Below are 26,588 nucleotides of genomic sequence, written 5' to 3' on the forward strand. Positions count from 1 at the left end.
GGTTGCCTCTAGCGCGAAGCCTTGGGCAGGCCGCGCTTCCATTCGTAGAGCAGATCGAGCGCCTCGCGCGGGGTCAGCGCGTCGAGATCGGCGGCGCGCAGGGCCTCGGCAAGTTGCTGTTCGGGCGTGACCTGCGCGGGCTCGGCGGGCTTGAGGTTCGCGAAGAGCGGCAGATCGCCCAGCCCCGCCGCGATTCCCCCGGTCGCCTCGCGGGTGGCTTCCAGCTTTTCGAGCACCGCCTTGGCGCGCGAGACGACATTGGCCGGGACCCCCGCAAGGCGCGCCACTGCGAGGCCGTAGGAACGGTCGGCCGGGCCATCTGCGAGTTCGTGGAGCAGCACCAGATCGCCCTGCCACTCGCGCGCGCGGACATGGTGGAGGCTCAGCGCCTCGCAGGTCTCCGCGAGGCGGGCGAGTTCGTGATAGTGGGTCGCAAAGAGGCAACGGCAGGCGATCTGCGAATGCACCGCCTCGGCCACCGCCCAGGCGAGCGCGAGGCCGTCATAGGTCGAGGTGCCGCGCCCGACCTCGTCGAGGATCACGAAGCTGCGGTTGGTCGCCTGCGCGAGGATCGCGGCGGTCTCGACCATCTCGACCATGAAGGTTGAACGCCCCCGCGCGAGGTTGTCGGCAGCGCCGACGCGGCTGAACAGGCGGTCGACCAGCCCGACGCGCGCGGCGCTCGCGGGCACGAAGCATCCGGCCTGCGCGAGCAGCACGATCAGCGCGTTCTGGCGCAGGAAGGTCGATTTGCCGCCCATGTTGGGGCCGCCGATCAGCCACAACCGGTTGGTCTCGGCGAGGTTGCAATCATTGGCCACGAAGCGCTCGCCGGTCTTGGCAAGCGCGGCTTCGACCACCGGATGGCGGCCCGCGGTGATGGCGAGGCCCGCGTCCTCGGCGATTTCCGGGCGGCACCAGTCGCCCTCGGCCGCGCGCTCGGCATTGCCTGCGCCGACATCCAATCGGGCGAGCGCGGCGGCGGTGGCGGCGATGGGCTCGCGGGCGGCGACGACTTCGGCGACCAGCGCCTCGAAGTGAGCTTCCTCGCAGGCCAGCGCATGGCCTCCGGCCTCGGCAATGCGGGCGGCTTCCTCGTGCAGTTTCAGCGAGTTGAACCGCACCGCGCCCGCCATCGTCTGGCGGTGGGTGAAGCCGCTCTCGGGCGCCATCAGCGGGTCTGCGTGGCGCGCGGGCACCTCGATGAAATAGCCCAGCACGCCGTTGTGGCGGATCTTGAGCGAGGCGATGCCGGTCTCCTCGCGGTAGCGCGCCTCCATCGCGGCAATCGCGCGGCGCGCGTCGCCGGATGTGGCGCGCAGCTCGTCGAGCCCCGCGTCATAGCCATCGGCGATGAACCCGCCCGAGGCGCGCTCGGTCGGCGGCGAAGGCACCAGCGCGCGCGACAGGTGATCGGTGAGCGCGCCGTGGCCGGTCAGCCGCGCGGTCACTTCGGCAAGCAACGCAGGCGCATCGGGCGCGCCCGCGAGCCAATGGTGGAGCCGCGCCGCCTCGGTGAGGCCGTCGCGCAGCTGGCCGAGATCGCGGGGCGAACCCCTCCCCGCCACCACCCGGCCCAGCGCCCGCCCGAGATCGGGGATCGCGCGCAGAGCTTCGCGCAGTTGCGCGCGTTCGATGGGCCGGTCGCGCCAGAACTGCACCAGCGCGAGGCGTGCTTCGATGGCGGCGCTATCCAGCAGAGGGGCGGACAGATCCTCCGCCAGCAACCGCGAGCCCGCCCCCGTAACGCAGCGGTCGACTGCGCCAATCAGGCTGCCCGCACGGCCGCCTTGCGCGGATTCGAGGATTTCGAGACTTCCCCGCGTCGCCGCGTCCATCGCCATCGTGCTGGCGGTCTCGCGCACAACGGGGGGCAGCAGCAGCGGCAGGCTCCCGCGTCCGACATGGTCGAGATAGGCGACGAGGCCACCGGCAGCCGCCAGCATCGCGCGGGTGAAGGCGCCAAAGGCATCGAGCGTCGCCACGCCGTGAACGGCCTTGAGCCGCTCCGCCCCGCTATCGCTGGCGAAAGTGGTGCGCGGGCGGAAGATCGCCTCCTCGGGGCCGTGCGGCCAGTCCTCCGGCACCACCACCTCGCTCGGCGAGAGCCGCGCCAGCGCCGCGCCCAATTGTTCGGCGGCGCATTCCTCCAGCACCATCGCGCCGGTCGAAACGTCGATGGCGGCAATCCCGATGGTTCCGCGCAGCTCGGCCAGAGCGGCGAGCACATTGGCGCGCCGGGGCTCGAGCAGCGCCTCCTCGGTCAGCGTGCCTGCCGTCACCAGCCGGACGATGCTGCGCCCCACCAGCACCTTGGACGAGGGCGTGCCTTCGCGCTTGGCGCGGGCCTTGGCTTCCTCGGGCGTCTCGACCTGCTCGGCAATCGCCACACGGCAGCCCGCCTTGATCAGCCGCGCGAGGTAGCTTTCCGCCGAATGCACCGGCACCCCGCACATCGGGATCGGCGCGCCGCCATGCTCGCCCCGCGTCGTCAGCGCGATGTCGAGGATCGCCGCCGCGGTCTTCGCGTCCTCGAAGAACAGCTCGAAGAAATCGCCCATCCTGTAGAACAGCAGCGCATCCCCGGCCTCCTCCCGAAGGCGCAGATATTGCGCCATCATCGGGGTGGGCTTCCCCGTCGGGAGAGGATCGTCGAGCGCGGCCATCGCCCCCGCCTACCCCCAAGCGCCCCGATTCGGGAATGTCGGCAGTTGCAGCTTTCCCCCGACCTGGTGCGATAAACGGCCTATCGCATCGCGCAGGGCAACGCTAAGCGGAGCGCGGATTTCCGTTACGACGCACACACTTTAGGACGCACAAGGGATCAGCCACCATGGCCGAAGAAAACAAGGGCGGTTTCACTGCGCGCGAGGCGCTGTTCTACCACGAGACCATCCGCCCGGGTAAGCTCGAGATCGTCGCCACCAAGCCGATGACCTCGCAGCGCGACCTGTCGCTGGCCTATTCGCCGGGCGTGGCCGTGCCGGTGGAAGCCATCGCCGCCGATCCCGCTCTGGCCGCGCGCTACACCGCCAAGGCGAACCTTGTCGCCGTGATCTCCAATGGTACCGCTATCCTCGGCCTCGGCAATCTGGGCGCGCTCGCCTCCAAGCCGGTGATGGAAGGCAAGGCGGTGCTGTTCAAGCGCTTCGCCGACGTCGATTCGATCGACATCGAACTCGCCACCGAAGACCCCGAGGCCTTCATCAACGCCGTCGCGTTGATGGAGCCGACCTTCGGCGGCATCAACCTCGAGGACATCAAGGCCCCCGAATGCTTCATCATCGAAGCCGCCCTGCGCGAGCGGATGAAGATTCCGGTGATGCACGATGACCAGCACGGCACCGCGATCATCGCCGCGGCGGGCCTCATCAACGCCTGCCACCTCACCGGCCGCTCGCTCAAGGACGTGCGCATGGTCGTGAACGGCGCGGGCGCATCGGCGCTTGCCTGCACCGCGCTGATCAAGGCGATGGGCGTGCCCCACGAGAACGTGATCGTGTGCGACCGCACCGGCCCGATCTATCCGGGCCGCGCGGATGTCGACCAGTGGAAGAGCGCCCATGCGGTAGCGACCTCGGCACGCAGCCTTGAGGAAGCGCTGGTAGGCGCGGACATCTTCCTCGGCCTGTCGGCCGCGGGCGCGCTGAAGCCCGAATGGGTCCGCAAGATGGCCGACAAGCCGATCATCTTCGCGATGGCCAACCCCACGCCTGAAATCATGCCCGACGAGGCCAAGGCCGTGCGCCCCGATGCGATCATCGCCACGGGCCGCAGCGACTTCCCCAACCAGGTCAACAACGTCCTCGGCTTCCCCTTCATCTTCCGCGGCGCGCTCGATGTGCAGGCGACCACGATCAACGAAGAGATGAAGATCGCCGCCGCGCAGGCCATCGCCGAGCTGGCGCGCCGTCAGGTGCCCGAGGAAGTCGCGCTCGCCTATGGCAAGAACCACAAGTTCGGCACCGATTACATCATCCCCGCCCCCTTCGACCCGCGCCTGATCGAGGTCGTGTCCTCGGCCGTCGCCAAGGCGGCGATGGATTCGGGCGTCGCGCGGGCCCGGATCGAGGATTTCGAAGCCTACCGCGTCGCGCTCCGCAGCCGCCTCAACCCCACCACCTCGGTGCTGTCGGGCGTCTATGAAGTCGCCAAGGCGAACCCGAAGCGGATGGTGTTTGCCGAAGCGGAAGAGGAAGTGGTGCTGCGCGCCGCGATCCAGTTCCGCGATTTCGGCTATGGCACGCCGATCCTCGTCGGCCGCACCAAGGCGGTGCTCGACAAGCTGCACCAGCTTTCGGTCGGCGATCCGGGCAGCTTCGAGATCCAGAACTCGGCCGACAGCGAGCACGTGCCCGCGATGGTCGACTACCTCTACAAGCGGCTCCAGCGGCGCGGCTTTACCGAGCGTGACGTACGGCGCATGGTCAACCAGGATCGCAACGTCTTCGCCTCGCTGCTGGTGGCATTGGGCCACGGCGACGGGATGATCACCGGCATGACCCGCACTTTCGCGCAGACCGTGCGCGAGGTGAACCTGGTGCTCGATCCCAAGGCAGGCTCGATTCCCTTCGGCATCCACATGATGATCGGCAAGAACCACACGACCTTCCTGGCCGACACCACCATCAACGAGCGCCCCGATGCCGAGGCGCTGGCCCACATCGCCAAGGAGACCGCGGCGGTCGCGCGGCGCATGGGGCATGAGCCGCGGGTCGCGTTCCTCTCCTATTCGACCTTCGGCAATCCTTCGGGCCAGTGGCTCGATTCGATCCGTGCGGCGGTGGCGATCCTCGACAAGGAGGATCCGGGCTTCGAATACGAGGGCGAAATGGCCCCCGATGCGGCATTGAACCCCAAGGTGATGGCGCTCTATCCCTTCAGCCGCCTCTCGGGTCCGGCCAACGTGCTGGTGATGCCGGGGCTGCAATCGGCGAACCTTTCGGCCAAGCTGCTGCGCGAACTGGGCAGCAACGCCACGATTGGCCCGATGATGATCGGCATGGAGAAGCCGGTGCAGATCGTGCCCATGACGGCGAGCGCGCCCGACGTGCTGACGCTGGCCGTGCTGGCGGGTGCGGGGGTCGTAGGCTGAGGCGATGATCGCCTGCCAGCGCGACCGCTTCGCCATTCCGGCCGGGGTGCATTACCTCAACTGCGCCTACATGGCGCCGCTGTCGCATGATGTGATCGCGGCGATGGAAGAAGGCGCGCGGGCCAAGGCGAGCCCGTGGCGCTACCGCCCGGCGGACTTCTTCACCGTCGCCGAACACTTCCGCACCCGCGCCGCGCGGCTGGCGGGGGTGCCGGAGGATTGCATCGCGATCGTCCCATCGGCGAGCTACGGCCTCGCGGTCGCCGCCGCCAACGTGCCGCTGGCGTGCGGGCAGGAGGTGGTGACGCTCGCCGGGCAGTTCCCCTCCAATGTCTATGTCTGGCAGGCGCTGGCAGGGCGCGTCGGCGCGAGGCTGCGTACGGTCGAGCGGCCTTCGCAAAGCTGCTGGAGCGAGGCGGTGCTGGACGCCATCGGGCCGGACACGGGGATCGTCGCCGTGCCGCATTGCCACTGGGCGGACGGGCGCGTGGTCGATCTCGAAGCGGTCGGGGCAAAGGCGCGCAGCGTGGGCGCGGCGCTGGTGCTCGACCTCACACAGTCGCTGGGGGCGATGCCGGTCGATCTTGCCGCTGTCGATCCCGATTTCGCGGTCGCGGCGTGCTACAAGTGGCTGATGGGGCCATACGGAACGGGCATGCTCTACGTCGCGCCGCGCCACCATCAGGGCACACCGATCGAGCACAACTGGATCAATCGCGGCGGCTCGGAGGATTTCGCGCGGCTGGTGGAGTATCGCGAGGATTTCCAGCCCGGCGCGCGGCGCTTCGACATGGGCGAGAAGTCCAATCCCCCGCTGCTGATGGGCGCAAGCGCAGGGCTCGATTTCCTGCTGGCGTTCGGGGTCGATGCCATCGCGCAGAGCCTTGCCGCGCAGACCGAAGCCATTGCCGCTCGCGCTGCGGCGCTGGGGCTGGAGGCCGCCCCCGTCGGCACGCGCGCGCCGCATTTCCTGTCGCTCGGCTTTGCGGGCGGCGTGCCGGACGGGCTGACCGAGCGGCTCGCTGCGGGCGGGGTGCACGTCTCGCTGCGCGGACTATCGCTGCGTGTTACTCCGCATCTCTACAACGACGCAGCCGACGCCGACGCGCTGATCGCGGCGCTGAGGTAGGCCCATGAGCGGAGCGGGCCGGGTGCTGCGGGTGGCGGTCCTTTACTGGGCCGTCGTCTTCGCACTGGGCTTTGTGCTCGGCACGTTCCGGGTGCTGTGGATCGCACCCGCACTGGGCCTCCTCCCCGCCACCGCACTGGAACTGCCGGTCATGCTGGCGGCAAGCTGGATCGCGAGCGGCTGGCTGCTGCGCCACTTCGGCCTTCGCACCGGAGGCGAGGCTCTGGCGGCCGGCCTGCTCGCCTTCGTGCTGCTTATGGCGGCTGAGTGCGCGCTCGCCGCAGTGCTGGCGAGCCAGAGCCCGGCACAGTGGCTGGCAGGCCTCGCCGCGCCCCACGCGGCACTCGGGCTGGCGGGGCAGGTGGTGTTCGCGCTGCTGCCGTGGTGGCGGGTGCGCGCAGGGCCGGCTCAGGGCGACCCAGACTAGCACCAGACCCCTGCCAGACCCCCTCCAGGCTGCGGCTGACCCGGTCTTGCCTAGGCTTGGCGAGGCCTTTGCCGGGGTGTTTCACGTGAAACACGCCGACCCCGGAGGCTAGCATGCACCCGGCAATCAGAAGCGGCGCTGCACCCAGCCATCCTCGATCTGCTCGCGCCGGTCGCTGCGGATCGCGAAGAAGCCCGCGCCGATGAACAGCGAGGAAAAGAGCATCCACAGCACGGCCCCGAAACGGCCCATGACAGTATCGGCGACCGACCGCTCGGGGTTGGCCGGGTCGTAGATCACCGGGATCGGCCCGCCGATGTCGGTCTCGGCCTCGATGCGGCTCTGGCGCAACGGCCCGCGTCGGATCGAGAAGGGCGTCTCACGGCCGATGAAGGTCTGCCCCTTGCGGTCTTCGAAGGTATAGGTGAGCACAACCCGGTTGCCGCTGCCCTCGTAACCCGCGATCTGTCCGGTGGTTCGTACGCCCCGCGTGGCGATCAGATTGGCGTCGACCAGCCAGTAGGTGCCGATCCCGAAGAATACGAGGCCGCCCAGCAGAAGGCCCGAACCGACCAAACCTTTCAGCCCCATCGCCCCCTGCCCCCGCGCCTATTTCCGCCGGAAGCGGAAGTACCACACCTCGTGGCCATAGACCGTACGCGCCTTGTGTTCGTAGCGCGTTTCGGGCCAGCCGGAGGGGCGGACCTGCCAGTTCTCGGGCTTTTCGACCACCCACTCGAACAGGTCCTTGTGGCGCTGCATCACCATCAGGGCATAGCGCAGATAGACCGCGTGGTCGGTGCCGAAGCGAAACTCGCCGCCGGGTTTCAGCTTGCTCGCGATCAGCTTGACCGGGCCGTCGTTCATCATCCGCCGCTTGGCGTGGCGGGCCTTGGGCCAGGGATCGGGGTGGAGCAGGTAGAGCATCGTCAGCGCGCCATCGGGGATGCGCTGGAGCACCTCGAGCGCATCGCCATGATGCAGGCGGATATTGGCCAGACACTGGTCGGCGATGTGGGTGAGCGCCTGCGCGACACCGTTGACGAAGGGCTCGGCCCCGATGAAGCCGTGATCGGGCAGCAGATCGGCGCGATAGGCGAGATGCTCGCCGCCACCGAAGCCGATCTCGAAATGCAGCGGGCGGTCATCGCCAAACAACACCGCGCTCGTCACCGGACCCTCGGCAGGCACGGAAATCTGCGGCAGGAGGTTGTCGACCAACCCCTGCTGTCCCTTGCGCAGCTTCTTGCCGACCGAGCGGCCGTAAAGCCGCGTGATGGTGGTCGGATCGCCTTCCTTGAATGCCGTCATGGGCGCGGGGCTTGGCAGGAGGCCCGCGGCAAATCAAGCGCTCCGGAAAAGCGGGGGCCTTCCCAAGAAAATCGGGCTGGACGCTGGCGGGCGGCCATGATGTTCTCGCCGGCATGACTGCCCCCACCGTCCCCGACACCGCGCTCGAGGCGCTCAACGACAACGAGCTCGAGATTCTGCGCCTGCTCGCCAGCGGTCACACCGCCAAGTCGATCGCAGTGAGCCTCGGCCGGTCGGAGACCGCGATCAACGAGCGGCTGCGCGAGGCGCGACGCAAGACCGGCGTGGGCAGCAGCCGGGAGCTGGCGCGGCTGCTCGATGCCCAGAAAATCTGGGACAGGAAAATCGATCTTCCGCAAGGCGCGCCTTCGCCCGAGGTTCCGTCCGTGCCCCGCAAGAAGGGGTTCGAATGGACGAAAGGACGAATTGCCATGGCTATCCTGCTCCCCGCCGCCGCCCTCGGGCTGGCCCTTGCCGCCGGCACCGCCACCATCCCCGAGACGGCGGAGACCGCCCAGGCCGCCGAGGCCGCATCACCGCTTGCGGGCAAGTGGTCGCTCGATGTCGCGCGGCTGCCCGAGAACGAGCGCCCGGAGTCGGTGACCATCACCTTCACCCCGCAAGCAGACGGGCGGATCCACACGCTGGTGTGGATCGCCAACCGTGACGGGGGAACGATCAAGGCCGAATCGACCGCCGCCACGGACGGCGTCGCCGTGCCGGTAGGCGGCAACTTCGCCGAGATCGATTCGGTCGCCCTGCGCCAGCCCGCGCCCGACACGCTGGTCATGACGCTGGCGAAGGGCGGCGAGCGGTTCTCGACCCGGGTCTACACGGTGGCGAAGGACGGGCGAAGCATGACCGAAACGATCGTATGGGCGAATGGCGAAATGCCCGAGCCCAAGGCGCTGGTGTTCAGGCGGGTGGGATAAGGCGGTTAAAGCAGCAGGTGAGTCACGCACACGGCAAGAAAAAGGCCCGCCGAGGTTGGCGGGCCGATGGTATTCACATTTTGAATGCCGACTCCAAGGCCAGCGGCTCACACAAACCCGTTAGGCGACGTCGATATCGATCACCTGCTTCGTACGATTGAGGCCGCCGAGCTTCGTCCAGATTTGCTTACGGTTCTTCGCGGCCCCCTGCGAAATGCTCAGAGCCTTTGCGGCACGGTTATAACCCGCGCCGTCGTCGAACAGACGGTACAGGATTTCGACTCCACGCGGCGTCAGGTTCATTCCATTCTTGTTGCGCGGGTCTTGGCCGTCAGCGAATGTGGGCACTTTGAAAACGGTCGCGGGTGCGCTCTGACCGCTCAGCTTGCAGATCGCGGCGTCGATAGCGGTGTCAATGCGGGCCTTCAAATCCGCGCGGAGAATTTCAAGTTGGGACGTGGTGGTATCAGACATTGATTGACTCCTTGTCTTGTAAGAGCCGCTTAATCTGCTCAGCAACCGCCTTGCGCAGTCGCTAATCTGTTTCAGCAGCGCACCCCACCGGGGGTACGTTTGATACGTGTATTAGATATACCCCCGCGTCAAGAGGCTCGAGCAAACACGTCGAGCGCCCCAAAACGCAAAACGGCCCACCCCTGATAGGGACGGGCCGCAAGCGCTGAATGACGATAGCCTGAATGGATTACGCCGCTTCGACCTCGGTTTCCGAATCGCGGAGCACGTAGCCGCGGCCCCAGACGGTCTCGATGTAGTTCTCGCCGCCGCACGCGAGGCTCAGCTTCTTGCGCAGCTTGCAGATGAACACGTCGATGATCTTGAGTTCGGGCTCGTCCATGCCGCCGTAGAGGTGGTTGAGGAACATTTCCTTGGTGAGCGTCGTGCCCTTGCGCAGCGAGAGCAGCTCCAGCATCGCATATTCCTTGCCGGTGAGGTGCACGCGGGCACCATCGACTTCGACCGTCTTGGCGTCGAGGTTCACCGCGAGCTTGCCGGTGCGGATGACCGACTGCGAGTGGCCCTTCGAACGGCGCACCACGGCATAGATGCGGGCGACCAGTTCTTCGCGGTGGAACGGCTTGGTGACGTAATCGTCGGCGCCGAAGCCGAAGGAGCGGATCTTCGAATCCATCTCGGAAATGCCCGAAAGGATCAGCACCGGGGTCTGCACCTTGGCGACGCGCAGCTTCTTGAGCACGTCGTAGCCATGCATGTCGGGCAGGTTCAGGTCGAGCAGGATGATGTCGTAATCATACAGCTTGCCGAGGTCCAAACCCTCTTCGCCGAGGTCGGTCGAATAGACGTTGAAGCCTTCGGTGGTGAGCATCAGCTCGATCGCCTTGGCGGTGGTCGGTTCGTCTTCGATGAGCAGAACGCGCATTTCTGTACCCCTGTCTTACCCCTGGTAACCCCCGCTTAGGAGAGGTTGCCGCCTGTTAACCACGCCACTTCTCACCAAAAAAGGTTAATAAGAAGTTTAGGTCGTTAACTTTTTGAGGTGAGTCTTTCGAGTCACACCTCGGGGCTACGGAAAGATACGGTGCGATAAAGGTTTACGGGCCGTCCTTCACATCCGGCAAAATGCTAGGATGCGCTGGCGAGCTTCTTGGCGCGGCGGCGTTCGGCGCTGGAGCCGAGGCCGATCGCCTCGCGGTATTTGGCGACCGTGCGCCGTGCAAGGTCGAAGCCCTCCTTCTGGAGCATTTCAGCAAGCTGCTGGTCCGACAGGATATTCTTGGCCGTCTCGGCATCGATCAGCGCCTTGATCCGCGCCTTGATCGCCGCAGAGGAGGCGCCTTCGCCATCAGCCGACGCCACGCCGCTGGTAAAGAAGTACTTGAGCTCGAAGGTCCCCCGTTCGCACCACAGGTACTTGTTGCTGGTGACGCGGGAGACCGTGCTCTCGTGCATCCCGATCTGCTCGGCCACTTCGCGCAAGGTCAGCGGGCGCAGTTCTGAAACGCCGCGGCGGAAGAAGCCGTCCTGCTGCTTAACGATTTCGGCGGCGGTCTTGAGGATCGTCTTCTGGCGCTGGTCCAGCGCGCGAATCAGCCAGTGCGCATCCGCCAGCTTCTCCTTGAGCCAGCCCTGCGATTCCTTGTTGGTCGCGCCGCGGTTGAGTTCGAGATAATAGCCGCGGTTGACGATCAGGCGCGGCAGGGTCTCCTCGTTGATCGCGAGGTCCCAGCCGCCGGCCGCATTGGAAGTGAGCAGGATGTCGGGCACCACTGTGCCGGTCTCCGCGGGCGCGAAGGCGAGGCCGGGGCGCGGATTGTAGCCGCGCAGCTCGCGCAGCATGTCGGCGAAATCTTCGTCATCCACCCGGCACAGGCGCTTCAGCCGCTCGATCTCGCCGCGCGCGACGAGGTCGAGATTGCTTATGAGCGCGGCCATGCAGGGGTCGTAACGATCGGCCTCGCGCGCCTGGATGGCGATGCATTCGGCAAGGCTGCGCGCGCCGACGCCCGAAGGATCGAGCGACTGCACCAGCGCCAGCCCCGCCTCGGCCTCGAACAGCTCCACCCCGAGATCGTCAGCCACATCCTCGAGCGGCTGGGCGAGATAGCCCGCCTCGTCGAGCAGGCCGATAATGTGGCGCGCGATAAAGGCGGTGCGCGGATCATCGGTCAGCGCGCCGATCTGGCCTTCGAGGTGCTCGGCCAGGGTGACTTCGGCCGCGCGCAGCTGCTCCCAGTCGGGCATCTCGTCGAAATCGCCGCCGCCAGAGCCGGCCGCCGCGCCCCATTCGGCATCGCGCAGGCTGCGCGCCTCGCCATCGCCCGTGTCCCAATCGCGGTCCACCGAGGCGAGGTCGAGCGGGGCGTCGCCCTCCCCTCCGCCTGCGAGCATCAGCTGGTCAGCGGTCGCGTCCTCGCCCGCAGGCGCGGCGAGTTCGATCCGCTCGGGCTCGGAAGGCTCTGCCGGGCCGCCCGTGTCGAGCAGCGGATTGGCCTCCAGCGCTTCGGCGATGAAGGTCTCGATTTCGAGATTGGAGGCCGCCAGCAGCTTGATCGCCTGCTGCAATTGCGGCGTCATCACCAGCGATTGCGACTGCCGTAAGTCGAGGCGGGGGCCGAGCGCCATCGCAGAAGCTAGAGCGTGAAGCTCTCGCCGAGATAAAGCCGCCGCACGTTCTCGTCCGCGACCAGTTCCTGCGGGGACCCTGCGAACAGCACCTGACCGCCATAGATGATGCAGGCGCGGTCGACGATGTCGAGCGTCTCGCGCACGTTGTGGTCGGTGATCAGCACCCCGATGCCGCGCTGCTTCAGGTCCTTCACCAGATCGCGGATGTCGCTGATCGAGAGCGGGTCGATGCCGGCGAAGGGCTCGTCGAGCAGCATGATCGAGGGCTTGGCCGCCAGCGCGCGGGCGATCTCGCAGCGGCGGCGTTCCCCGCCCGACAACGCCATCGCCGGGCTTTCGCGCAGGCGGGTGAGGCCGAATTCGTCGAGCAGCCGCTCCAGCTCGGAGGCGCGGGTGGCCTTGTCGGGCTCGACCAGTTCGAGCACACAGGCGATGTTTTGCTCCACCGTCATGCCGCGGAAGATGCTGGTTTCCTGCGGGAGGTAGCCGAGGCCGAGGATCGCGCGGCGATACATCGGCAGCTTGGTCACATCCTCGCCGTCCATCAGGATGCGGCCCGAATCCGGCTTCACCAGCCCCATGATCGAATAGAAGCAGGTCGTCTTGCCCGCGCCGTTGGGCCCGAGCAGGCCAAGCACCTCGCCCTTGGCGACGCTCAGCGAAATATCGGTGAGCACCGCGCGCTTGTCGTAGCTCTTGGCGATCGAGATCACCTCGAGCCCCCTGCCGAGCGGCTGGATGCTGGCGGCGCCGGTCGCCTGGTCGGGAAGCGTGGTCGTGCTCATGGCTGGATCGGTCTTTAGCATCATGCGAGCCGCAGAAAAGTGGCGACGCGCGTTTGGCAGGATTTTTGCTTACCGGTGCGCTCTTCGTGCAGCGGGTGGGCAAAGCGCAGGCGATTAGAACGGGTTGCAAGGCGGCCGTTGCGGTTCGCGCAACAATCTGGCGTCCGCGCGCGGCTTATTGCAACTGTGCTACAGCTTTGCGATACTGTCTGCATCATGAACGGCCAGCGGGGAGCGGCGCGAATGGTGAAATCAGACAAAAGGGCCGCGGCACTTCCGGTTGCCCGCACGCGCGACTGGCGCAAGGCGATGAGCGACCATGTGGCCTATGGCCTGCTGGTCTATACCGCGCTGCAGATTTTCGTGACCGTGAAGGCGCTGTCCGAAGGTTCCTCGACCGCGCTGCCCTATCTGGCACTGGTCGTGCTGGTCGCAGGGATCATCCCGGTGTGCCGCTGGTTCGAGAAACGCTGGGCCGACCTCAGCGATGCCGAGGCGAGCGATCCCGCCTTCGCCGCCCCCTTCCGCCGCGACGTGCTGACCCTGTGGTCGCTCGCGATCGGCCTGCCCTTCGGGCTGACGCTGATCTTCAAGATGCTGTTGGAAGTGTTTTGAGGATTTGAGTTGCGCAGCCGCCTCCGCGGCTGCGTCCTCGGCGCTGTTCCTCCGCTACGCTCCGGGCGCCTGCGGGCGGCCGTTCGGCCTTGCGGTCGCTAGCGCGACCGATCCCAGCCCGTCACGTAGATGTTCACACTGGTTCGGCCCGCAGGGCCGCGAGCGCACGCGCGCGAGCCGCAGGCGCCCCGTGGCGTGAGCCACGGGAACAGCGCCGAGGACAAACCCGCGGAGGCGGGTTTGCAATCAGGAAGCCTGATACCGCTCGATTGCCTCGATGGTGATCTGCCGCGCTTCGGCAGCGTTGCCCCACTTGCCGACGCGCACCCACTTTTCGGCCTCGAGATCCTTGTAGTGGGTGAAGAAGTGCTCGATCTGCTGGAAGATGATGCTCGGCAGGTCGCTGGTCTCGATCACGTCGGCATAATAGGGGAACGTCTCGTTCACCGGCACGCAGATCAGCTTCTCGTCGCCGCCCTGCTCGTCCTCGAGGTTCAGCACGCCGATCGGGCGGGCGCGCACCACGCAGCCCGGGATGAAGGGCGAACGCGAGATCACCAGCGCATCGAGCGGGTCGCCATCGGGCGAAAGCGTGTGCGGCACGAAGCCGTAGTTCGCCGGATAGCGCATCGGCGTGTGCAGGATGCGGTCCACGAACAGCGCGCCGCTTTCCTTGTCGAATTCGTACTTCACCGGCTCGCCGCCGGTCGGCACTTCGATGATCACGTTGAGATCGTCGGGCGGGTTCACGCCGGTGGGAATCTTGTCGATGCGCATGGATTTTCTCTTCTGATTGAAGCCGCGCGTGTTCGCATGCGGCGGAGAGGTTCGGATAGCGACGCGCTCCCTTAATCACTGCCGCAGGATTGCGAAAGGGGCTGTGTGGGCCTAATCCGCGCGCCCATGAGCAAGAAGACCCCGCGCCAAACACCTCAGGCCATCCGCGGCACCCAGGACATCTTCGGCGCCGATGCCGAGGCCTTCGCCTTCGTGGTCGAGACCTTCGAGCGCGTGCGCCGCCTGTACCGCTTCCGCCGGGTGGAAATGCCGGTGTTCGAGAAGACCGAGGTCTTCGCCCGCTCGCTGGGCGAGACGACCGATGTGGTGTCCAAGGAGATGTATTCCTTCGAAGACCGTGGGCAGGAGAGCCTGACCCTGCGCCCCGAATTCACCGCCGGGATTGCCCGCGCCTTCCTCACCAATGGCTGGCAGCAATATGCGCCGCTCAAGGTCGCGACCCACGGCCCGCTGTTCCGCTACGAGCGCCCACAGAAGGGCCGCTACCGCCAGTTCCACCAGATCGACGCCGAGGTGATCGGCGCGGGCGAGCCGCAGGCCGATGTCGAGCTGCTGGCGATGGCGGACCAGCTTTTGCGCGAGCTGGGGATCAATGATGTGACGCTGCACCTCAACACGCTTGGCGACGGCGCGAGCCGCGAGGCGTGGCGGGCGGCTTTGGTGGAATACTTCCGGGCGGTGAAGGGTGAGTTGTCCGAGGAATCGCAGGAGCGGCTTGAGAAGAACCCGCTGCGCATCCTCGATTCGAAGGACCCGAGGGACAAGCCGTTCCTCGCCGATGCGCCCAAGATCGACGCGTTCCTGTCGGAGGAGGCGAGCGCCTTCTTCGCGGCAGTGACGTCGGGCCTCGATGCGGCAGGCGTGAAGTGGACGCGCGCGGAGAGCCTCGTGCGCGGGCTCGACTACTACCGTCACACGGCCTTCGAATTCATCCCCGACGAAGGCAGCGCCTCGGCCGCCGCGCTGGGTTCGCAGAGCACGGTGCTCGGCGGCGGGCGCTATGACGGGCTGATGGAATCGCTGGGGGGTGCGCCCACCCCTGCCGTCGGCTGGGCCGCGGGGATCGAGCGGCTGGCGATGCTGGTGGGGGCGCGGGAGGAAGCGCCTGCGGACCTCATCATTGTGGTCGAAGACGATGCGCGGGTCGCCGAGGCGATCGGGCTGATCGGCGATGTTCGCAAGCGTGGCTTCACCGCCGAGCTGATCGCCTCCGGATCGCCGCGCAAACGTTACGACAAGGCGGTCAAGCGCGGGGCCGAGGTCATCCTGTCGCTGCGACCGGAGATGGGCCGCGGCATCACCACCGAAAACCCGGATGCGGGCGTTCTTGGCGCTCTCAAGGCCTACTCTTAGCCCCCCTCGTCACCCTGGACTTGTTTCAGGGTCCATCGTGCCGCCTCAACTGCGGCCCGAAGCTGCGAAATGGATGCTGAAACAAGTTCAGCATGACGAGTAAGAGAGCCTGAAAATGCAAATCCCCCCCGAACGCCTTGACCAGATCGCGCACCGCTTTGCGGAGCTGGAAGCGCGCATGGCGTCCGGCACGCTCGAGGGCGAGGCCTTCGTGCGCGCCTCGCGCGATTATGCGGAACTCGAACCGGTGGCGAAGATCGCCGCCGAGGTGAAGGCCGCGCGCGAGGAGATGGCGGGGCTCACCGAAATGCTCGCCGATCCCGAGATGAAAGCCATGGCCGAGGACGAGCTGGCCCAGATCAAGGCGACCCTCCCCGATCTCGAACGCCGTCTCGCGATCGCGCTGCTGCCGCGCGACTCGGCCGACGCCAAGCCTGCCATGCTCGAAATCCGCGCGGGGACGGGGGGCGACGAGGCTGCGCTGTTCGCCGCCGACCTCTACCGCATGTACGAACGCTACGCCGCCGAACAGGGCTGGAAGGTCGAGCCGGTCAGCGTCAACGCCAGCGACATCGGCGGCTACAAGGAAGTGATCGCAAACGTTACCGGCACCGGCGTCTTCGCCAAGCTCAAGTTCGAGAGCGGCGTCCACCGCGTCCAGCGCGTGCCCGTGACCGAGAGCGGCGGGCGCATCCACACCTCGGCGGCGACCGTGGCGGTGCTGGCGGAGCCCGACGAGGTCGACGTGCAGATCGAGGACAAGGACCTCAAGATCGACGTCTACCGGGCCTCGGGCGCAGGCGGCCAGCACGTCAACACCACCGATTCGGCGGTGCGCATCACCCACCTGCCGACCGGCACGGTGGTCACATGCCAGGACGGGCGCAGCCAGCACAAGAACCGCGAGAAGGCGATGCAGGTGCTGCGCACGCGGCTCTACGACGCCCAGCGCGAGGCCACCCAGGGTGCCGAAGCCGAGGCGCGCAAGGCGATGGTCGGCAGCGGTGACCGCTCCGAGCGCATCCGCACCTACAACTTCCCCCAGGGCCGCGTCACCGATCACCGCATCGGCCTCACCCTGCACAAGCTCGAGGAAGTGCTCGCCGGGCCGGGCCTTGCCGAGCTGGTCGACGCCCTGATCGCCGAGGACGAGGGCAAGCGGCTGGCGGCGCTGGCGGAGTGATCGCCCCCTTCACCTCCGTTCGCCTCGAGCGAAGTCGAGAGGCCATGGCGCAAGAGTGTCTCGACTGCGCTCGACACGAACGGAATTCGGGATGACCGTCGGTGAAGCCATCCGCGCCGCGGTCGAGGCGCTCGTCCCCGTCAGCGACACCGCGCGGCTCGATGCCGAATTGCTGATGGCGCACCTCTTCGGCGTCACGCGTTCGGAGCTGCTGCTGCGCCATATGCGCGATCCCGAACCGCCGGGTTTCGCCGCGCTGGTCGAGCGCCGCGCCGCGCACGAACCCGTCGCCTACATCACCGGGCGGCAGCACTTCTATGGCCTCCCCTTGATCGTCACCCCCGCCACCCTGATCCCGCGCGGCGACAGCGAGACGCTGGTCGAAGCGGCGCTCGCGCTGAGGCCCGAGGCGAAGCGTGTGCTCGATCTCGGGACGGGCTCGGGTGCGCTGCTGCTGGCGGTGCTGGCCCATCTGCGCGAGGCGCAGGGCATCGGGATCGACCGCTCGCTCGAGGCCGTGGCCGTCGCGGCGCGCAATGCCGAACAGCTCGGCCTTCGCCCGCAGGCGCATTTCCGCGAAGGCGACTGGCACGCGGCGGGCTGGGCCGACGATCTGGGCACCTTCGACCTCGTCCTCTGCAACCCGCCCTATGTCGAGGAAGGCGCCGCGCTCGACCGCCAGGTGGCCGGTTTCGAGCCCGCCACGGCGCTGTTCGCCGGACCCGAGGGGCTCGACGATTACCGCATCCTCATCCCGCAGCTGCGCAAGCTGATGAACCCGCAGGCGGCCGCGATTCTCGAAATCGGGGCGAATCAGGCCGCGGCGGTGTCAGCGCTCGCGGCGGCTTCGGGTTTCTCCGTAGAATTGCGCCGCGACCTCGCCGGGCGCGACCGTGCGCTCGTGTTGACGTAAAGAGAAAAGCACCGGGAAGGCTTGGCAAACCGATTTCGCATCGCTACGTCAGGCATTGGACAGACGGATTGCGAAGGGCGCAAACCGCTGGGCCAAGCTCCTGAACTCAGCTGATACCGCCGTGAGGGCACGCCCCCGGCAGCACGCAGCGCGGAGCACGCGGCACGCTTTGGCATGGCCCAAAGGCAGGGTCAGACGTGACGCTAGGGCAAGGGGTCTGTTGACCGCGCGAACAATGCTATCTCTCGCGCAGGTCGCTGATAAGGAACACTTTCCTTGAATAACAACCGTAACAACCGGCGTCGCGGTCGCGGCAACCGCAATCAGGGCGGCAACGGCGCCCAGCTGAACCGCATCGACAGCCGGGCGCGCGGCAATGCCCCGCAGATGCTCGACAAGTACAAGAAGCTCGCGCAGGACGCCCAGCACAACGGCGACCGCGTGCAGATGGAGTACTACCTCCAGTTCGCCGACCACTATTTCCGCGTGATCGCCGACAACAAGGCTCGTCAGGACGAGCAGCGCGGCGGCGGTGGCAACAACGGCCGCCGTCAGGACGAGCGCGAAAGCCCCGAGGACTTCGAGGACGATTTCGACTTCGGCCGCCGCAGCGACACGGCGCCGCGCTCGGTCTACGAACAGCCTGACAATGTCGGCAACACCGACATTCCCGAAGGCGAGCCGGGTCAGGAGGGCGAAAGCTTCCTCGGCAACGAGCGTGACGGGGACCGTCAGGATGATCGCAGCGAAGGGCGCGGCGAGAACCGCGGCGAAGGCCGCGATCGCGGCCAGCGTCGCCAGCCTCGGAAGGAGCGTGACGGCAACCGCGGCGAGCGTCAGGAGCGCGGCGAGCGCAGCGAAAAGCGCGCCGGCAAGCCCGCCGACCGCAGCGAACGCGGCGACAAGCCCGCGCGTGGCCGCAAGCCGCGCAAGAGCGCCGACGACAGCGCAGGCGGCATCGACAGCTCGATCCTCCCGCCGGCGATCCGCAGCGACGACACGGGCGGCGATAGCGGCACCCTCGAAACCGTCGAGTAAGCGCCATGCTCGAGCGGCTGGCGGCTGTCCCCGCGCTGGCGCAGCGCCGTCCGGCGCTGGCGGCTATCGCGCTCGGGCTGGTCGGGGCTTGCGCCTACCCGCCGCTCCACCTCTGGCCGCTCGGCCTTGCCGCACTGGCGGGGTTCGTGTGGCTGATCCATTCGGCGACAAGCTGGAAGAGCGCCGCCTGGCGCGGCTGGCTGTTCGGCTGGGCGCATCTGACGCTCGCCAATAACTGGATCGCGACCGCCTTCACCCATCAGGCGAAGATGCCCGAGTTTCTCGGGTGGCTCGCCGTGCCGCTGCTGGGCATCTACCTCGCGGTTTACCCCGCGCTGGCGGCGGCGGCGGCGCATGGGCTGGCGAAGAAGCGCCCGCTGCATAGCTTCGGGCTGGTGCTGGCGGGGACGTGGATCGTTACCGAATGGCTGAGGAGCTGGGTGTTCACCGGCTACCCCTGGCCGCCGCTCGGGCTGATGCTGCTGGGCGGATGGGACACGCCGGGCATCGCAATATTGCTGCCTTGGACGGGCACCTATGCGCTTTCGGGCATCACCATGCTGGTGGCCGTCAGTTTTCTGATCGATTGGCGCAAATGGCGGTTGGCAGGATTGGCAGCAAGCGCAGTCGTGCTGACCACGCTCATGCTGTTCCCGATTGCGAGCACGCCCGACAGCAAGCTGCGCTATACCCTTGTCCAGCCCCTGATCCCGCAGTCCGAGATCAACGATCCCTCCAAGTTCGAGGAGCAGTTCTCCCGCCTCAACCGCCTCACCGCGCCGGGCCGCGGCCAGTCGCGGATCGTGCTGTGGCCCGAGAGCGCGGTGCCCGACTTCCTCGAGGACGGCTATCCCGAGGCCTATTACTACGAGACGACTGCGGGCGGCGATCCCAAGCTTGCCCGCCGCCGCATCGGGGCGGTGATCGGGCCGCAATCGACGCTGCTCGCCGGCGTGGTCAACCTCAACTTCAAGCCGCGCAAAGGCGGCGGCACCCCGCAGCTGGTGAGCGCGCGCAATTCGGTGATGGTGCTGGACGGGACGGGCAAGATCCTCGCCGGCTACGACAAGGCGCATCTGGTGCCCTATGGCGAATACCTGCCGCTGCGCCCGCTGCTTGAACCGCTCGGCATTTCGCGGCTGGTGGCGGGGAGCATCGAGTATGTCCCCGGCCCCGGCCCGCGCACGATCGACCTCGGTGAGCACGGCAAGGCGGGGGTGATGATCTGCTACGAGATCGTCTTCTCCGGCCACGTCGCCGACAGGGCGAATCGCCCCGACTACATCTTCAACCCCTCGAACGACGGCTGGTTCGGGCTCTGGGGCCCGCCGCAGCATCTGGCGCAGGCGCGGATGCGGGCGATCGAGGAAGGGCTGCCGGTGCTCCGCTCGACCACCACCGGGATCAGCGCGGTGATCGACGCGAACGGCGTGGTGGAAGCCAGCATCGCCAGCGGCAAGGCGGACAAGCTCGAAGGCTTCGTCCCCGCCGCGAAGGGCCCCACGCTGTTCGGCCGGTGGGGCCATGCGCTGACGCTGGCATGGGCGGCGCTTTTCATCGCGCTCGGGCTGGCCCTGCCGAGAGTGCTTGCGCTCGTCCGCGCGCGCGGCTAGGGCGGAAAGCAACAACGCGGGACATAAAGGTTTCCTTATATCTCTATAAGGTCAACTTGAGCCCGCGCCGCACAGCCCATTCCAGTCCCCGGGGGATTTCATGCGCACCAACTACCTGTTCACCTCCGAAAGCGTCTCGGAAGGCCATCCCGACAAGGTTGCCGACCAGATTTCCGACGCCATCGTCGATCTGTTCCTCTCGAAGGACCCCGAAGCGCGCATCGCCTGCGAAACCCTCACCACCACCCAGCTGGTCGTGCTGGCGGGCGAAATCCGCTGCAAGGGCGTGTTCGAGAACGGCGAATGGGCCCCCGGCGCGCAGGAAGAGATCGAGAAGACCGTGCGCGCCACGGTGAAGCGCATCGGTTACGAACAGGACGGCTTCCACTGGGAGAAGTTCGAATTCATCAACCGCCTGCACGGCCAGTCGGCGCACATCGCGCAAGGCGTGGACGCGGGCGAGAACAAGGATGAAGGCGCGGGCGATCAGGGCATCATGTTCGGTTACGCCACCGACGAGACCCCGGGCCTCATGCCCGCGACGCTCTACTACAGCCACAAGATTCTCGAGCGCATGGCCGCCGACCGCCACTCGGGCGCGGCCCCCTTCCTCGAGCCCGATGCCAAGAGCCAGGTGACCCTGCGCTACGAAGGCTCGCTGCCGGTCGCCGCGACCGCGATCGTCGTCTCGACCCAGCACAAGGCGGGCTATGACGAGAACGATCCGGCCAAGCAGGCGGAGCTCGAAGCCTATGTGAAAGGCGTGATCGCCGACGTGATCCCGCCGGTGCTGCTGCGCGAGACCGAATACTTCATCAACCCGACCGGCAGCTTCGAAATCGGCGGCCCCGATGGCGACGCCGGCCTCACCGGTCGCAAGATCATCGTCGACACCTATGGTGGCGCGGCCCCGCATGGCGGCGGCGCGTTCTCGGGCAAGGACCCGACCAAGGTCGACCGCTCGGCGGCCTATATCACCCGCTACCTCGCCAAGAACGTGGTCGCCGCAGGGCTGGCGACGCGCTGCACCATCCAGATCGCCTATGCGATCGGCGTGTCGAAGCCGCTCAGCCTCTATGTCGACACCCACGGCACCGGCACGGTGGGCGACGACGCGATCGAGCAGGCCATTCTGGGCATCGCCAAGCTCGGCGGCCTGACCCCGCGTTCGATCCGCACGCATCTCGGCCTCAACAAGCCGATCTACCAGCCGACCGCCGCCTACGGCCACTTCGGCCGCACCGCAGATGGCGACTTCTTCCCGTGGGAGCGCCTCGACCTGGTCGACGACCTGAAGACCGCGCTGGCCTGATCGTCACGGACAGGGTGCTGTCGGTGACGGCACCCTTCCGCTGCTAGCCGTCTTCCCCGTGGATCGGCGAGGGACGGTCGAAAGCGAGTTCCGCGTCGGAGAAGACGAAGGGACTGCGCACCCCCGCCATTCCGCCCAGCTCGACCCTGAGCCCGCGCGCGACCACCTGCGGATCGGCGAAGACCTCGTCCAGCCGGTTGATCGGCCCGGCCGGGACGCCCGCCTTGTGGCACGCATCGAGCAGCCCCTGCTTGGTCCAGCCGAGTGTCGCCGCGGCGATCTCGGCATCGAGCGCTGCGGCGTTGGCGGTGCGACCGCCATTGGCGGCGAAGCGCGGGTCCTCGGCGAGGTGGCCGAGGCCAAGCACCGCCATCAGCTTGTGGAACAGCCCGTCATTGGCCGGCGCAAGGATCACGTGGCCGTCGCTCACCGCGAAGACGCCATAGGGCGCGACCTGCGCATGGGCATTGCCCATCCGCGGCGGGTTGTGGCCGGTGGTGAAGTAGTAGCTTGCCTGATTGGCCAGCAGCCCGATCGAGCAATCGAGCAGCGCCATGTCGACCTGCTGCCCCTTGCCCGTCCGCGCCCGCATCAGCAGGGCCGCCTGCACGCCGTTGGCGGCCCAGACGCCGGTCGCCAGATCGCTGATCGAGATGCCCATCTTGACCGGATGGCCCTGCGGCTCGCCGGTCAGCGACATCAGCCCGCTCATCCCCTGAGCGACGAAGTCGTACCCCGCCTCGTGCGCGCGCGGCCCGGTCTGGCCGAAGCCGGTGATCGAGCAATAGACCAGCCCCGGATTGGCGGCCGACAGACTGGCGTAGTCGAGCCCGAATTTGGCCAGCGCGCCGGTCTTGAAGTTCTCGATCACCACGTCGGCCCCGGCGCACAGGGCCTTCACCCGCGCGAGATCGTCCGCATCAGAGAAGTCGGCGATGATCGAGCGCTTGCCGCGGTTGCAGGCGTGATAATAGGCGGCCTCGCGGTGGACCGTGCCCTTGGCGTCGGTGCGCTCGACCCAGGGCGGGCCCCACAGGCGGGTGCCGTCGCCTTCCGGGCTTTCGACCTTGATCACATCCGCGCCGAGATCGGCGAGGATCTGCCCGCAGAACGGCCCCGCCAGCACGCGCGCCAGCTCGACCACCTTGAGGCCCGCGAGCGGCGCATTCGGGTTGCGGGGCTGATCCAGCCACATCGCCTATTCTCCCAGCCGCGCCTTGAGGAAAGCGACCGAATCGGCCAGCACCGGCCCCTTGCCGCGGAACGGCACCGAAAGCGCCATCACGATCTCCTCGTGATCGAGCGGGCCGTAGTTCCTGACCTCCACCGGTGCGCCCAGTCCGCGCAGCTTCGCGCCGAGGTTGTTGGCGTTCTTCGGGCGCACGGTCTCGTCGCCGTCGGACGTGACGAGCAGCGCCGGCGGCGCATCGGCGCGGGCGTAGGTGATCGGCTGCGTCTCTTCGGGGCGCGGCCATTGCGAGAAGGCGGCGATCGCGCGCTCCGAGGTGAAGGGATGGAAATCATAGGGGCCGGACAGGCCCACCACCGCCTTGACGTTCGCCGGATCGGCCCCCGCGGCAACGAGCCGCTTTGAGTCCAGCGCCAGCATCACCGCCTGATAGGCGCCCGCCGAATGGCCCATGAAGGCGATCCGCGTGCCATCGCCACCATGTGCCGCGACATTATCCTGCACCCAGCGCACCGCCTCGGCCCCGTCGTCGAGGAAGGCGGGGAAGCGGATATCGGGCACCTTGCGATAGTCCGGGATCACCACGAGGAAGCCTTCGCGCGCCAGCGCCCGGCCGGCGAAGGCATAGGAGGTGCGGTCGCCCTTCGCCCAGCCGCCGCCATACCAGAAGATTACCACCGGCAGCTTGCCGGCCGCGCCGGCTTCGGGCTTCCAGATGTCGAGGCTCTGGCCGTGACTGCCGTAAGGCACGGCCTCGGCCACGAGCTGCGCGCCGTCCGTACCGCCGCGTGCGCGGTCATACCAGGACAGGAGCCGCGGAGGCGATGTGAAGGCGAGAGTGCCGCCGATGGCAGCGACCAGCGCGAGGCCGCCGAGCGCGAGCTTCTTCTTCATCACGCGACGTAATGCGCGGTGGTGGTCGCGGCGATGTCCTCCGCCGTGACGCCGGGCGCGGTCTCGATCAGGCGGAAGGGCTCGCCCTTCGCGGAGCGCTGGAACACCGCGAGGTTGGTGATGATCATGTCGACCACCCCCGCCCCGGTCAGCGGCAGGGTGCATGCGGGGATGAACTTCGGCGTCCCGTCCTTGGCGGTGTGGTCCATGACCACGATGATCTTCTTGACCCCGGCGACGAGGTCCATCGCCCCGCCCATGCCCTTGATCATCTTGCCGGGGATCATCCAGTTGGCGATGTCGCCATTCTGGCTCACCTCCATCGCCCCCAGCACGGTCAGGTCGATATGCCCGCCGCGGATCATCGCGAAGCTGGTCGCCGAATCGAAATAGGCCGAGTGCGGCAGCTCGGAGATGGTCTGCTTGCCGGCATTGATAAGGTCGGGATCGACCTCGTCGTCATAGGGAAAGGGCCCGATGCCGAGCATCCCGTTCTCGCTCTGGAGCGTCACCAGCATGCCTTCGGGGATGTGGTTCGCCACCAGCGTCGGGATGCCGATGCCGAGGTTGACGTAATAGCCGTCCTTCAGCTCGCGCGCGGCGCGGGCGGCCATCTGGTCGCGGGTCCAGCCCGCGGGAAGCGTGGTTGTGGCATTCATCAGTTGGGCTTCCCGTGATCCTGTATCGTGCTGAGCGGGGTGGTGTTCATGTCGCGTTCGGCATCGAGGCCGTCCCAGATGCGGGCCAGCGCGGCCTCTTCGGTCATGCCGTAGCACTGGGCATAGGCGCGCGCGGCGTGGCGGACGGTGTCGACCATCAGCATCCCGAACAGCTCGGGCTGCTGGAGCAGGCCCGGGTCGATGATGCAGGTGGCGGGCCCGCCGTTCTGCACCCACAGGCGCGCGACCTCGACCGAGCGGTCGAGAAAGTCGTAGCCCTCGACATGGATCTGGCGCTGGGCCAGCGGGATTTTGTCGCTCATGTCGTGGGCGCGTCCCTACTTGCCGAGCAGCGGTTCGATCAGGAACCAGCCGTCGCCGATGATCGGCTCGATCCCAGCCCCGGCTTCGGGGTTCTTCAGATACTTGAAGCGGGAATCGAAATCGGGCCGCTCGTCGCCCGCGATGGCGATGACGCAGGTGATCGCGGCGAGGCTGGCGCGGCGCTGGTCCTTGGTGTCGGTCTCGTCGCGGCGGAGCGAGATGATGTCCTGCCCGCGCGGATCGAGGCCGGACTGTTCGAGCGCGGTGCGCAGCGCGCCGGACTGGGTGGTGAACAGGTCGGAGAGCCACGCGATCTCCACCCCCGCCTCGCGCAGCACGGCAAGGCCGAGCGCCAGATTGGCCTGCTTGGGCGGGCTCGCGGGAATGGCGAAGGTGCCGCCCGCGGGATCGAGATCGATGATCGCGACCGGCTGCTCGCCCGCGGCGCAGCGGCGGCGCTTGCCGTCGAGCGCGACGGGATCGCTGAGGATCGCCGAGGGCAGCTCCGCCCCGCCCGCAGCCTGGCGCGCGGCGGCCTGCGTGTAGCGCACGAAGCGGGCGAAGCTTGCCTGCTCGGGGGCCAGCGGCCGGGCAGGATCGGGATAGGCTGCCGCAGGCGGCAGCGGCGCGGCGGTGGCGACAGGCGCGGGGCCCGGTTTCGGGCTCGGCGCGGTAACCGGCGGCGGCGGAGGCGCGGTCACGACCGTCGGGGCCGGGGTCGGTGCAGGAGCCGGCGCGGGTGCGGGCGCAGGCGACGGAGGGGGCGTGATGTTCACGATTACCGTGCGTGTCTGCGGCGTCGGCTCAGGCGCAGGCGTAGCGATCGGTACCGGCGCCGGTGCCGGTGCCGGTGCTGGTGCTGGTGCTGGTGCTGGTGCGGGTTCGGAGCCATCCCCATCCACTACGCGCGATCCGAATACCGCCGATCCCGCCAGCGCCGGAATCGCGGCCGCCACGCAGCCCGAAAGCGAAGGTCCCGCCAGCAGCAGCAGCGGCAATGTGGCCAGTCTCTTGTCCATCACGCGGTCTCCCTCTCCCGCACGGTCCGGAATTCGATCTTCTTGTCGTAGGGCGCGCCGAGCACGATGCGGTTCACGAACACGCCTGCCAGATGGATCTGGTCGGGATCGAGGCTGCCTGCGGGCACCACCTCCTCGACCTCTGCGACGCAGATCTTGCCGCAGGTCGCCGCCGGCAGGTTGAAGTTGCGCGCGGTCTTGCGGAACACGAGGTTGCCGGTGGTGTCCGCCTTCCACGCCTTCACGATGGCGAGGTCGGCGAAGATCCCCTGCTCGAGGATATAGGTCTGCATCACCCCGTCACGGTCGGGGAAGTCCTTGTGCTCCTTGCCCTTGGCGACTTCGGTGCCGACGCCGGTGCGGGTGTAGAAGCCGGGGATCCCCGCGCCCCCTGCCCGCATCCGCTCGGCGAGCGTGCCCTGGGGACAGAACTCGACCTCGAGTTCGCCCGCGAGATACTGCCGCTCGAACTCCTTGTTCTCGCCGACATAGGAGCTGATCATCTTTTTCACCTGCCGGGTGCGCAGCAGCTTGCCGATGCCCTCGTTGTCGATCCCGGCATTGTTGCTGGCGAAGGTGAGGTTCTTCACGCCCGAATCGCGGATCGCATCGAGCAGCCTTTCGGGCAGGCCGCACAGGCCGAAGCCGCCGGCCGCGATCAGCATGTCGTCGCGCAGCACACCGGCGAGCGCGCTGGCGGCGTCGGGGTAAAGCTTGGTCATTGCAGGATCCTGCCTCTTGTCATTGTCGCGCGAGAGCAACCCCTCTCCTCGGGATCGAAGCGATGATTAGAGCGTTCGGGGGGCGCTGTCACGCCCGCGCGACGGACAGAGTCGAATCAACTTTCATGTTGCGACGCAAAACCGTCACAAAGGCGAAATTTGCCCAAACTTT

25 protein-coding genes are annotated in these 26,588 nt (G+C 67.4%); 11 read left to right on the forward strand and 14 right to left on the reverse strand.

Features of this window, described 5'->3' with window-relative positions; translation table 11 throughout:
* Positions 1-8: 8 nt before the first annotated feature.
* Positions 9-2,666, reverse strand: coding sequence for a DNA mismatch repair protein MutS (mutS, locus tag BZF57_RS10200; RefSeq protein ID WP_240505941.1), 2,658 nt, complete (start codon positions 2,664-2,666; stop codon positions 9-11).
* Positions 2,667-2,833: 167 nt separating this feature from the next.
* Between mutS and BZF57_RS10205 the strand changes: the two genes are divergently transcribed.
* The 3 genes from BZF57_RS10205 to BZF57_RS10215 are packed head-to-tail and all read left to right on the forward strand — an operon-like array spanning position 2,834 to position 6,651.
* Positions 2,834-5,095, forward strand: a complete 2,262-nt coding sequence (locus BZF57_RS10205; RefSeq protein ID WP_086737406.1) for an NADP-dependent malic enzyme — start codon at positions 2,834-2,836, stop codon at positions 5,093-5,095.
* Positions 5,096-5,099: 4 nt separating this feature from the next.
* Positions 5,100-6,224 carry an aminotransferase class V-fold PLP-dependent enzyme gene (locus BZF57_RS10210; protein WP_086737408.1) on the forward strand — a complete coding sequence of 375 codons (1,125 nt, stop codon included), beginning with the start codon at positions 5,100-5,102 and terminating at the stop codon, positions 6,222-6,224.
* A 4-nt stretch (positions 6,225-6,228) separates the two neighbouring features.
* Entirely contained in the window at positions 6,229-6,651 is a 423-nt protein-coding gene (locus BZF57_RS10215) for a hypothetical protein (RefSeq protein WP_086737410.1), read from the forward strand.
* Between the two features lie 126 nt (positions 6,652-6,777).
* Here the strand turns inward: BZF57_RS10215 and BZF57_RS10220 are convergent, their stop codons facing one another.
* Both BZF57_RS10220 and trmB read right to left on the reverse strand, forming a co-directional pair.
* On the reverse strand, positions 6,778-7,242 hold the full coding sequence (locus tag BZF57_RS10220; protein WP_086737412.1) for a DUF3592 domain-containing protein: 465 nt from the start codon (positions 7,240-7,242) through the stop codon (positions 6,778-6,780).
* An 18-nt stretch (positions 7,243-7,260) separates the two neighbouring features.
* Positions 7,261-7,962, reverse strand: coding sequence for a tRNA (guanine(46)-N(7))-methyltransferase TrmB (gene trmB / locus BZF57_RS10225; protein ID WP_086737414.1), 702 nt, complete (start codon positions 7,960-7,962; stop codon positions 7,261-7,263).
* Between the two features lie 113 nt (positions 7,963-8,075).
* Between trmB and BZF57_RS10230 the strand changes: the two genes are divergently transcribed.
* Positions 8,076-8,894, forward strand: coding sequence for a helix-turn-helix domain-containing protein (locus tag BZF57_RS10230; protein WP_086737417.1), 819 nt, complete (start codon positions 8,076-8,078; stop codon positions 8,892-8,894).
* Between the two features lie 120 nt (positions 8,895-9,014).
* Here the strand turns inward: BZF57_RS10230 and BZF57_RS10235 are convergent, their stop codons facing one another.
* The 4 genes from BZF57_RS10235 to lptB all read right to left on the reverse strand — a co-directional run bounded on the left by BZF57_RS10235 (position 9,015) and on the right by lptB (position 12,784).
* Entirely contained in the window at positions 9,015-9,368 is a 354-nt protein-coding gene (locus BZF57_RS10235) for a hypothetical protein (protein ID WP_086737419.1), read from the reverse strand.
* Positions 9,369-9,597: 229 nt separating this feature from the next.
* Complete coding sequence (gene ctrA, locus BZF57_RS10240) at positions 9,598-10,293, reverse strand: response regulator transcription factor CtrA (protein ID WP_086737421.1); 696 nt, start codon at positions 10,291-10,293, stop codon at positions 9,598-9,600.
* Between the two features lie 203 nt (positions 10,294-10,496).
* Positions 10,497-11,996: an RNA polymerase factor sigma-54 gene (rpoN, locus tag BZF57_RS10245; protein WP_086737424.1), complete on the reverse strand. Its 1,500-nt coding sequence runs from the start codon at positions 11,994-11,996 to the stop codon at positions 10,497-10,499.
* An 8-nt stretch (positions 11,997-12,004) separates the two neighbouring features.
* The gene (gene lptB / locus BZF57_RS10250; protein WP_086737427.1) at positions 12,005-12,784 is read right to left on the reverse strand and encodes an LPS export ABC transporter ATP-binding protein; all 780 of its coding nucleotides are present in this window, start codon (positions 12,782-12,784) and stop codon (positions 12,005-12,007) included.
* A 309-nt stretch (positions 12,785-13,093) separates the two neighbouring features.
* Here lptB and BZF57_RS10255 point away from each other — a divergent pair, with 309 nt between their 5' ends.
* A complete protein-coding gene (locus BZF57_RS10255; RefSeq protein ID WP_240505942.1) occupies positions 13,094-13,399 on the forward strand; it encodes a hypothetical protein in 306 nt (101 codons plus the stop codon).
* 246 nt (positions 13,400-13,645) lie between these two features.
* On the opposite strand, the gene ppa is transcribed toward BZF57_RS10255, so the two are convergent.
* On the reverse strand, positions 13,646-14,176 hold the full coding sequence (gene ppa / locus BZF57_RS10260) for an inorganic diphosphatase (protein ID WP_086737431.1): 531 nt from the start codon (positions 14,174-14,176) through the stop codon (positions 13,646-13,648).
* 126 nt (positions 14,177-14,302) lie between these two features.
* Here ppa and hisS point away from each other — a divergent pair, with 126 nt between their 5' ends.
* The 6 genes from hisS to metK all read left to right on the forward strand — a co-directional run bounded on the left by hisS (position 14,303) and on the right by metK (position 21,609).
* On the forward strand, positions 14,303-15,550 hold the full coding sequence (hisS, locus tag BZF57_RS10265; RefSeq protein ID WP_086737433.1) for a histidine--tRNA ligase: 1,248 nt from the start codon (positions 14,303-14,305) through the stop codon (positions 15,548-15,550).
* A 115-nt stretch (positions 15,551-15,665) separates the two neighbouring features.
* Positions 15,666-16,733 carry a peptide chain release factor 1 gene (gene prfA / locus BZF57_RS10270; protein WP_086737436.1) on the forward strand — a complete coding sequence of 356 codons (1,068 nt, stop codon included), beginning with the start codon at positions 15,666-15,668 and terminating at the stop codon, positions 16,731-16,733.
* Between the two features lie 91 nt (positions 16,734-16,824).
* Positions 16,825-17,646: a peptide chain release factor N(5)-glutamine methyltransferase gene (gene prmC / locus BZF57_RS10275; RefSeq protein ID WP_086737438.1), complete on the forward strand. Its 822-nt coding sequence runs from the start codon at positions 16,825-16,827 to the stop codon at positions 17,644-17,646.
* A 276-nt stretch (positions 17,647-17,922) separates the two neighbouring features.
* Complete coding sequence (locus BZF57_RS10280; protein ID WP_086737440.1) at positions 17,923-18,684, forward strand: DUF4167 domain-containing protein; 762 nt, start codon at positions 17,923-17,925, stop codon at positions 18,682-18,684.
* A 5-nt stretch (positions 18,685-18,689) separates the two neighbouring features.
* On the forward strand, positions 18,690-20,297 hold the full coding sequence (lnt, locus tag BZF57_RS10285; protein ID WP_086737442.1) for an apolipoprotein N-acyltransferase: 1,608 nt from the start codon (positions 18,690-18,692) through the stop codon (positions 20,295-20,297).
* Between the two features lie 100 nt (positions 20,298-20,397).
* Positions 20,398-21,609, forward strand: a complete 1,212-nt coding sequence (gene metK, locus BZF57_RS10290) for a methionine adenosyltransferase (protein WP_086737444.1) — start codon at positions 20,398-20,400, stop codon at positions 21,607-21,609.
* Positions 21,610-21,652: 43 nt separating this feature from the next.
* Here metK and BZF57_RS10295 read toward each other — a convergent pair whose 3' ends face one another.
* From BZF57_RS10295 to BZF57_RS10320, 6 genes are read right to left on the reverse strand one after another with little or no spacing between them, the layout of a single operon-like run.
* Complete coding sequence (locus tag BZF57_RS10295) at positions 21,653-22,804, reverse strand: CaiB/BaiF CoA transferase family protein (protein WP_086737446.1); 1,152 nt, start codon at positions 22,802-22,804, stop codon at positions 21,653-21,655.
* A 3-nt stretch (positions 22,805-22,807) separates the two neighbouring features.
* Complete coding sequence (locus tag BZF57_RS10300) at positions 22,808-23,692, reverse strand: alpha/beta hydrolase (RefSeq protein WP_086737448.1); 885 nt, start codon at positions 23,690-23,692, stop codon at positions 22,808-22,810.
* Positions 23,692-24,351, reverse strand: coding sequence for a CoA transferase subunit B (locus tag BZF57_RS10305; RefSeq protein WP_086737450.1), 660 nt, complete (start codon positions 24,349-24,351; stop codon positions 23,692-23,694). Before BZF57_RS10305 ends, BZF57_RS10300 begins: the two co-directional genes overlap by 1 nt.
* The gene (locus BZF57_RS10310) at positions 24,351-24,674 is read right to left on the reverse strand and encodes a DUF5076 domain-containing protein (RefSeq protein WP_086737452.1); all 324 of its coding nucleotides are present in this window, start codon (positions 24,672-24,674) and stop codon (positions 24,351-24,353) included. The genes BZF57_RS10305 and BZF57_RS10310 overlap by 1 nt, the downstream gene beginning before the upstream one ends.
* A 15-nt stretch (positions 24,675-24,689) precedes the next feature.
* The gene (locus tag BZF57_RS21530; RefSeq protein ID WP_206073239.1) at positions 24,690-25,694 is read right to left on the reverse strand and encodes a type 1 periplasmic-binding domain-containing protein; all 1,005 of its coding nucleotides are present in this window, start codon (positions 25,692-25,694) and stop codon (positions 24,690-24,692) included.
* Positions 25,694-26,416, reverse strand: a complete 723-nt coding sequence (locus BZF57_RS10320; protein ID WP_086737454.1) for a CoA transferase subunit A — start codon at positions 26,414-26,416, stop codon at positions 25,694-25,696. The genes BZF57_RS21530 and BZF57_RS10320 overlap by 1 nt, the downstream gene beginning before the upstream one ends.
* Positions 26,417-26,588 lie beyond the last annotated feature (172 nt).

Source organism: Erythrobacter colymbi, assembly GCF_002155685.1.
Lineage (GTDB): Bacteria > Pseudomonadota > Alphaproteobacteria > Sphingomonadales > Sphingomonadaceae > Erythrobacter > Erythrobacter colymbi.

Bases quoted from the DNA above. Each gene is read 5' to 3' on its own strand.
- mutS (WP_240505941.1), bottom strand. From the start codon at position 2,666: ATGGCCGCGCTCGACGATCCTCTCCCGACGGGGAAGCCCACCCCGATG.
- BZF57_RS10205 (WP_086737406.1), top strand. From the start codon at position 2,834: ATGGCCGAAGAAAACAAGGGCGGTTTCACTGCGCGCGAGGCGCTGTTC.
- BZF57_RS10210 (WP_086737408.1), top strand. From the start codon at position 5,100: ATGATCGCCTGCCAGCGCGACCGCTTCGCCATTCCGGCCGGGGTGCAT.
- BZF57_RS10215 (WP_086737410.1), top strand. From the start codon at position 6,229: ATGAGCGGAGCGGGCCGGGTGCTGCGGGTGGCGGTCCTTTACTGGGCC.
- BZF57_RS10220 (WP_086737412.1), bottom strand. From the start codon at position 7,242: ATGGGGCTGAAAGGTTTGGTCGGTTCGGGCCTTCTGCTGGGCGGCCTC.
- trmB (WP_086737414.1), bottom strand. From the start codon at position 7,962: ATGACGGCATTCAAGGAAGGCGATCCGACCACCATCACGCGGCTTTAC.
- BZF57_RS10230 (WP_086737417.1), top strand. From the start codon at position 8,076: ATGACTGCCCCCACCGTCCCCGACACCGCGCTCGAGGCGCTCAACGAC.
- BZF57_RS10235 (WP_086737419.1), bottom strand. From the start codon at position 9,368: ATGTCTGATACCACCACGTCCCAACTTGAAATTCTCCGCGCGGATTTG.
- ctrA (WP_086737421.1), bottom strand. From the start codon at position 10,293: ATGCGCGTTCTGCTCATCGAAGACGAACCGACCACCGCCAAGGCGATC.
- rpoN (WP_086737424.1), bottom strand. From the start codon at position 11,996: ATGGCGCTCGGCCCCCGCCTCGACTTACGGCAGTCGCAATCGCTGGTG.
- lptB (WP_086737427.1), bottom strand. From the start codon at position 12,784: ATGAGCACGACCACGCTTCCCGACCAGGCGACCGGCGCCGCCAGCATC.
- BZF57_RS10255 (WP_240505942.1), top strand. From the start codon at position 13,094: ATGAGCGACCATGTGGCCTATGGCCTGCTGGTCTATACCGCGCTGCAG.
- ppa (WP_086737431.1), bottom strand. From the start codon at position 14,176: ATGCGCATCGACAAGATTCCCACCGGCGTGAACCCGCCCGACGATCTC.
- hisS (WP_086737433.1), top strand. From the start codon at position 14,303: ATGAGCAAGAAGACCCCGCGCCAAACACCTCAGGCCATCCGCGGCACC.
- prfA (WP_086737436.1), top strand. From the start codon at position 15,666: ATGCAAATCCCCCCCGAACGCCTTGACCAGATCGCGCACCGCTTTGCG.
- prmC (WP_086737438.1), top strand. From the start codon at position 16,825: ATGACCGTCGGTGAAGCCATCCGCGCCGCGGTCGAGGCGCTCGTCCCC.
- lnt (WP_086737442.1), top strand. From the start codon at position 18,690: ATGCTCGAGCGGCTGGCGGCTGTCCCCGCGCTGGCGCAGCGCCGTCCG.
- metK (WP_086737444.1), top strand. From the start codon at position 20,398: ATGCGCACCAACTACCTGTTCACCTCCGAAAGCGTCTCGGAAGGCCAT.
- BZF57_RS10295 (WP_086737446.1), bottom strand. From the start codon at position 22,804: ATGTGGCTGGATCAGCCCCGCAACCCGAATGCGCCGCTCGCGGGCCTC.
- BZF57_RS10300 (WP_086737448.1), bottom strand. From the start codon at position 23,692: ATGAAGAAGAAGCTCGCGCTCGGCGGCCTCGCGCTGGTCGCTGCCATC.
- BZF57_RS10305 (WP_086737450.1), bottom strand. From the start codon at position 24,351: ATGAATGCCACAACCACGCTTCCCGCGGGCTGGACCCGCGACCAGATG.
- BZF57_RS10310 (WP_086737452.1), bottom strand. From the start codon at position 24,674: ATGAGCGACAAAATCCCGCTGGCCCAGCGCCAGATCCATGTCGAGGGC.
- BZF57_RS21530 (WP_206073239.1), bottom strand. From the start codon at position 25,694: ATGGACAAGAGACTGGCCACATTGCCGCTGCTGCTGCTGGCGGGACCT.
- BZF57_RS10320 (WP_086737454.1), bottom strand. From the start codon at position 26,416: ATGACCAAGCTTTACCCCGACGCCGCCAGCGCGCTCGCCGGTGTGCTG.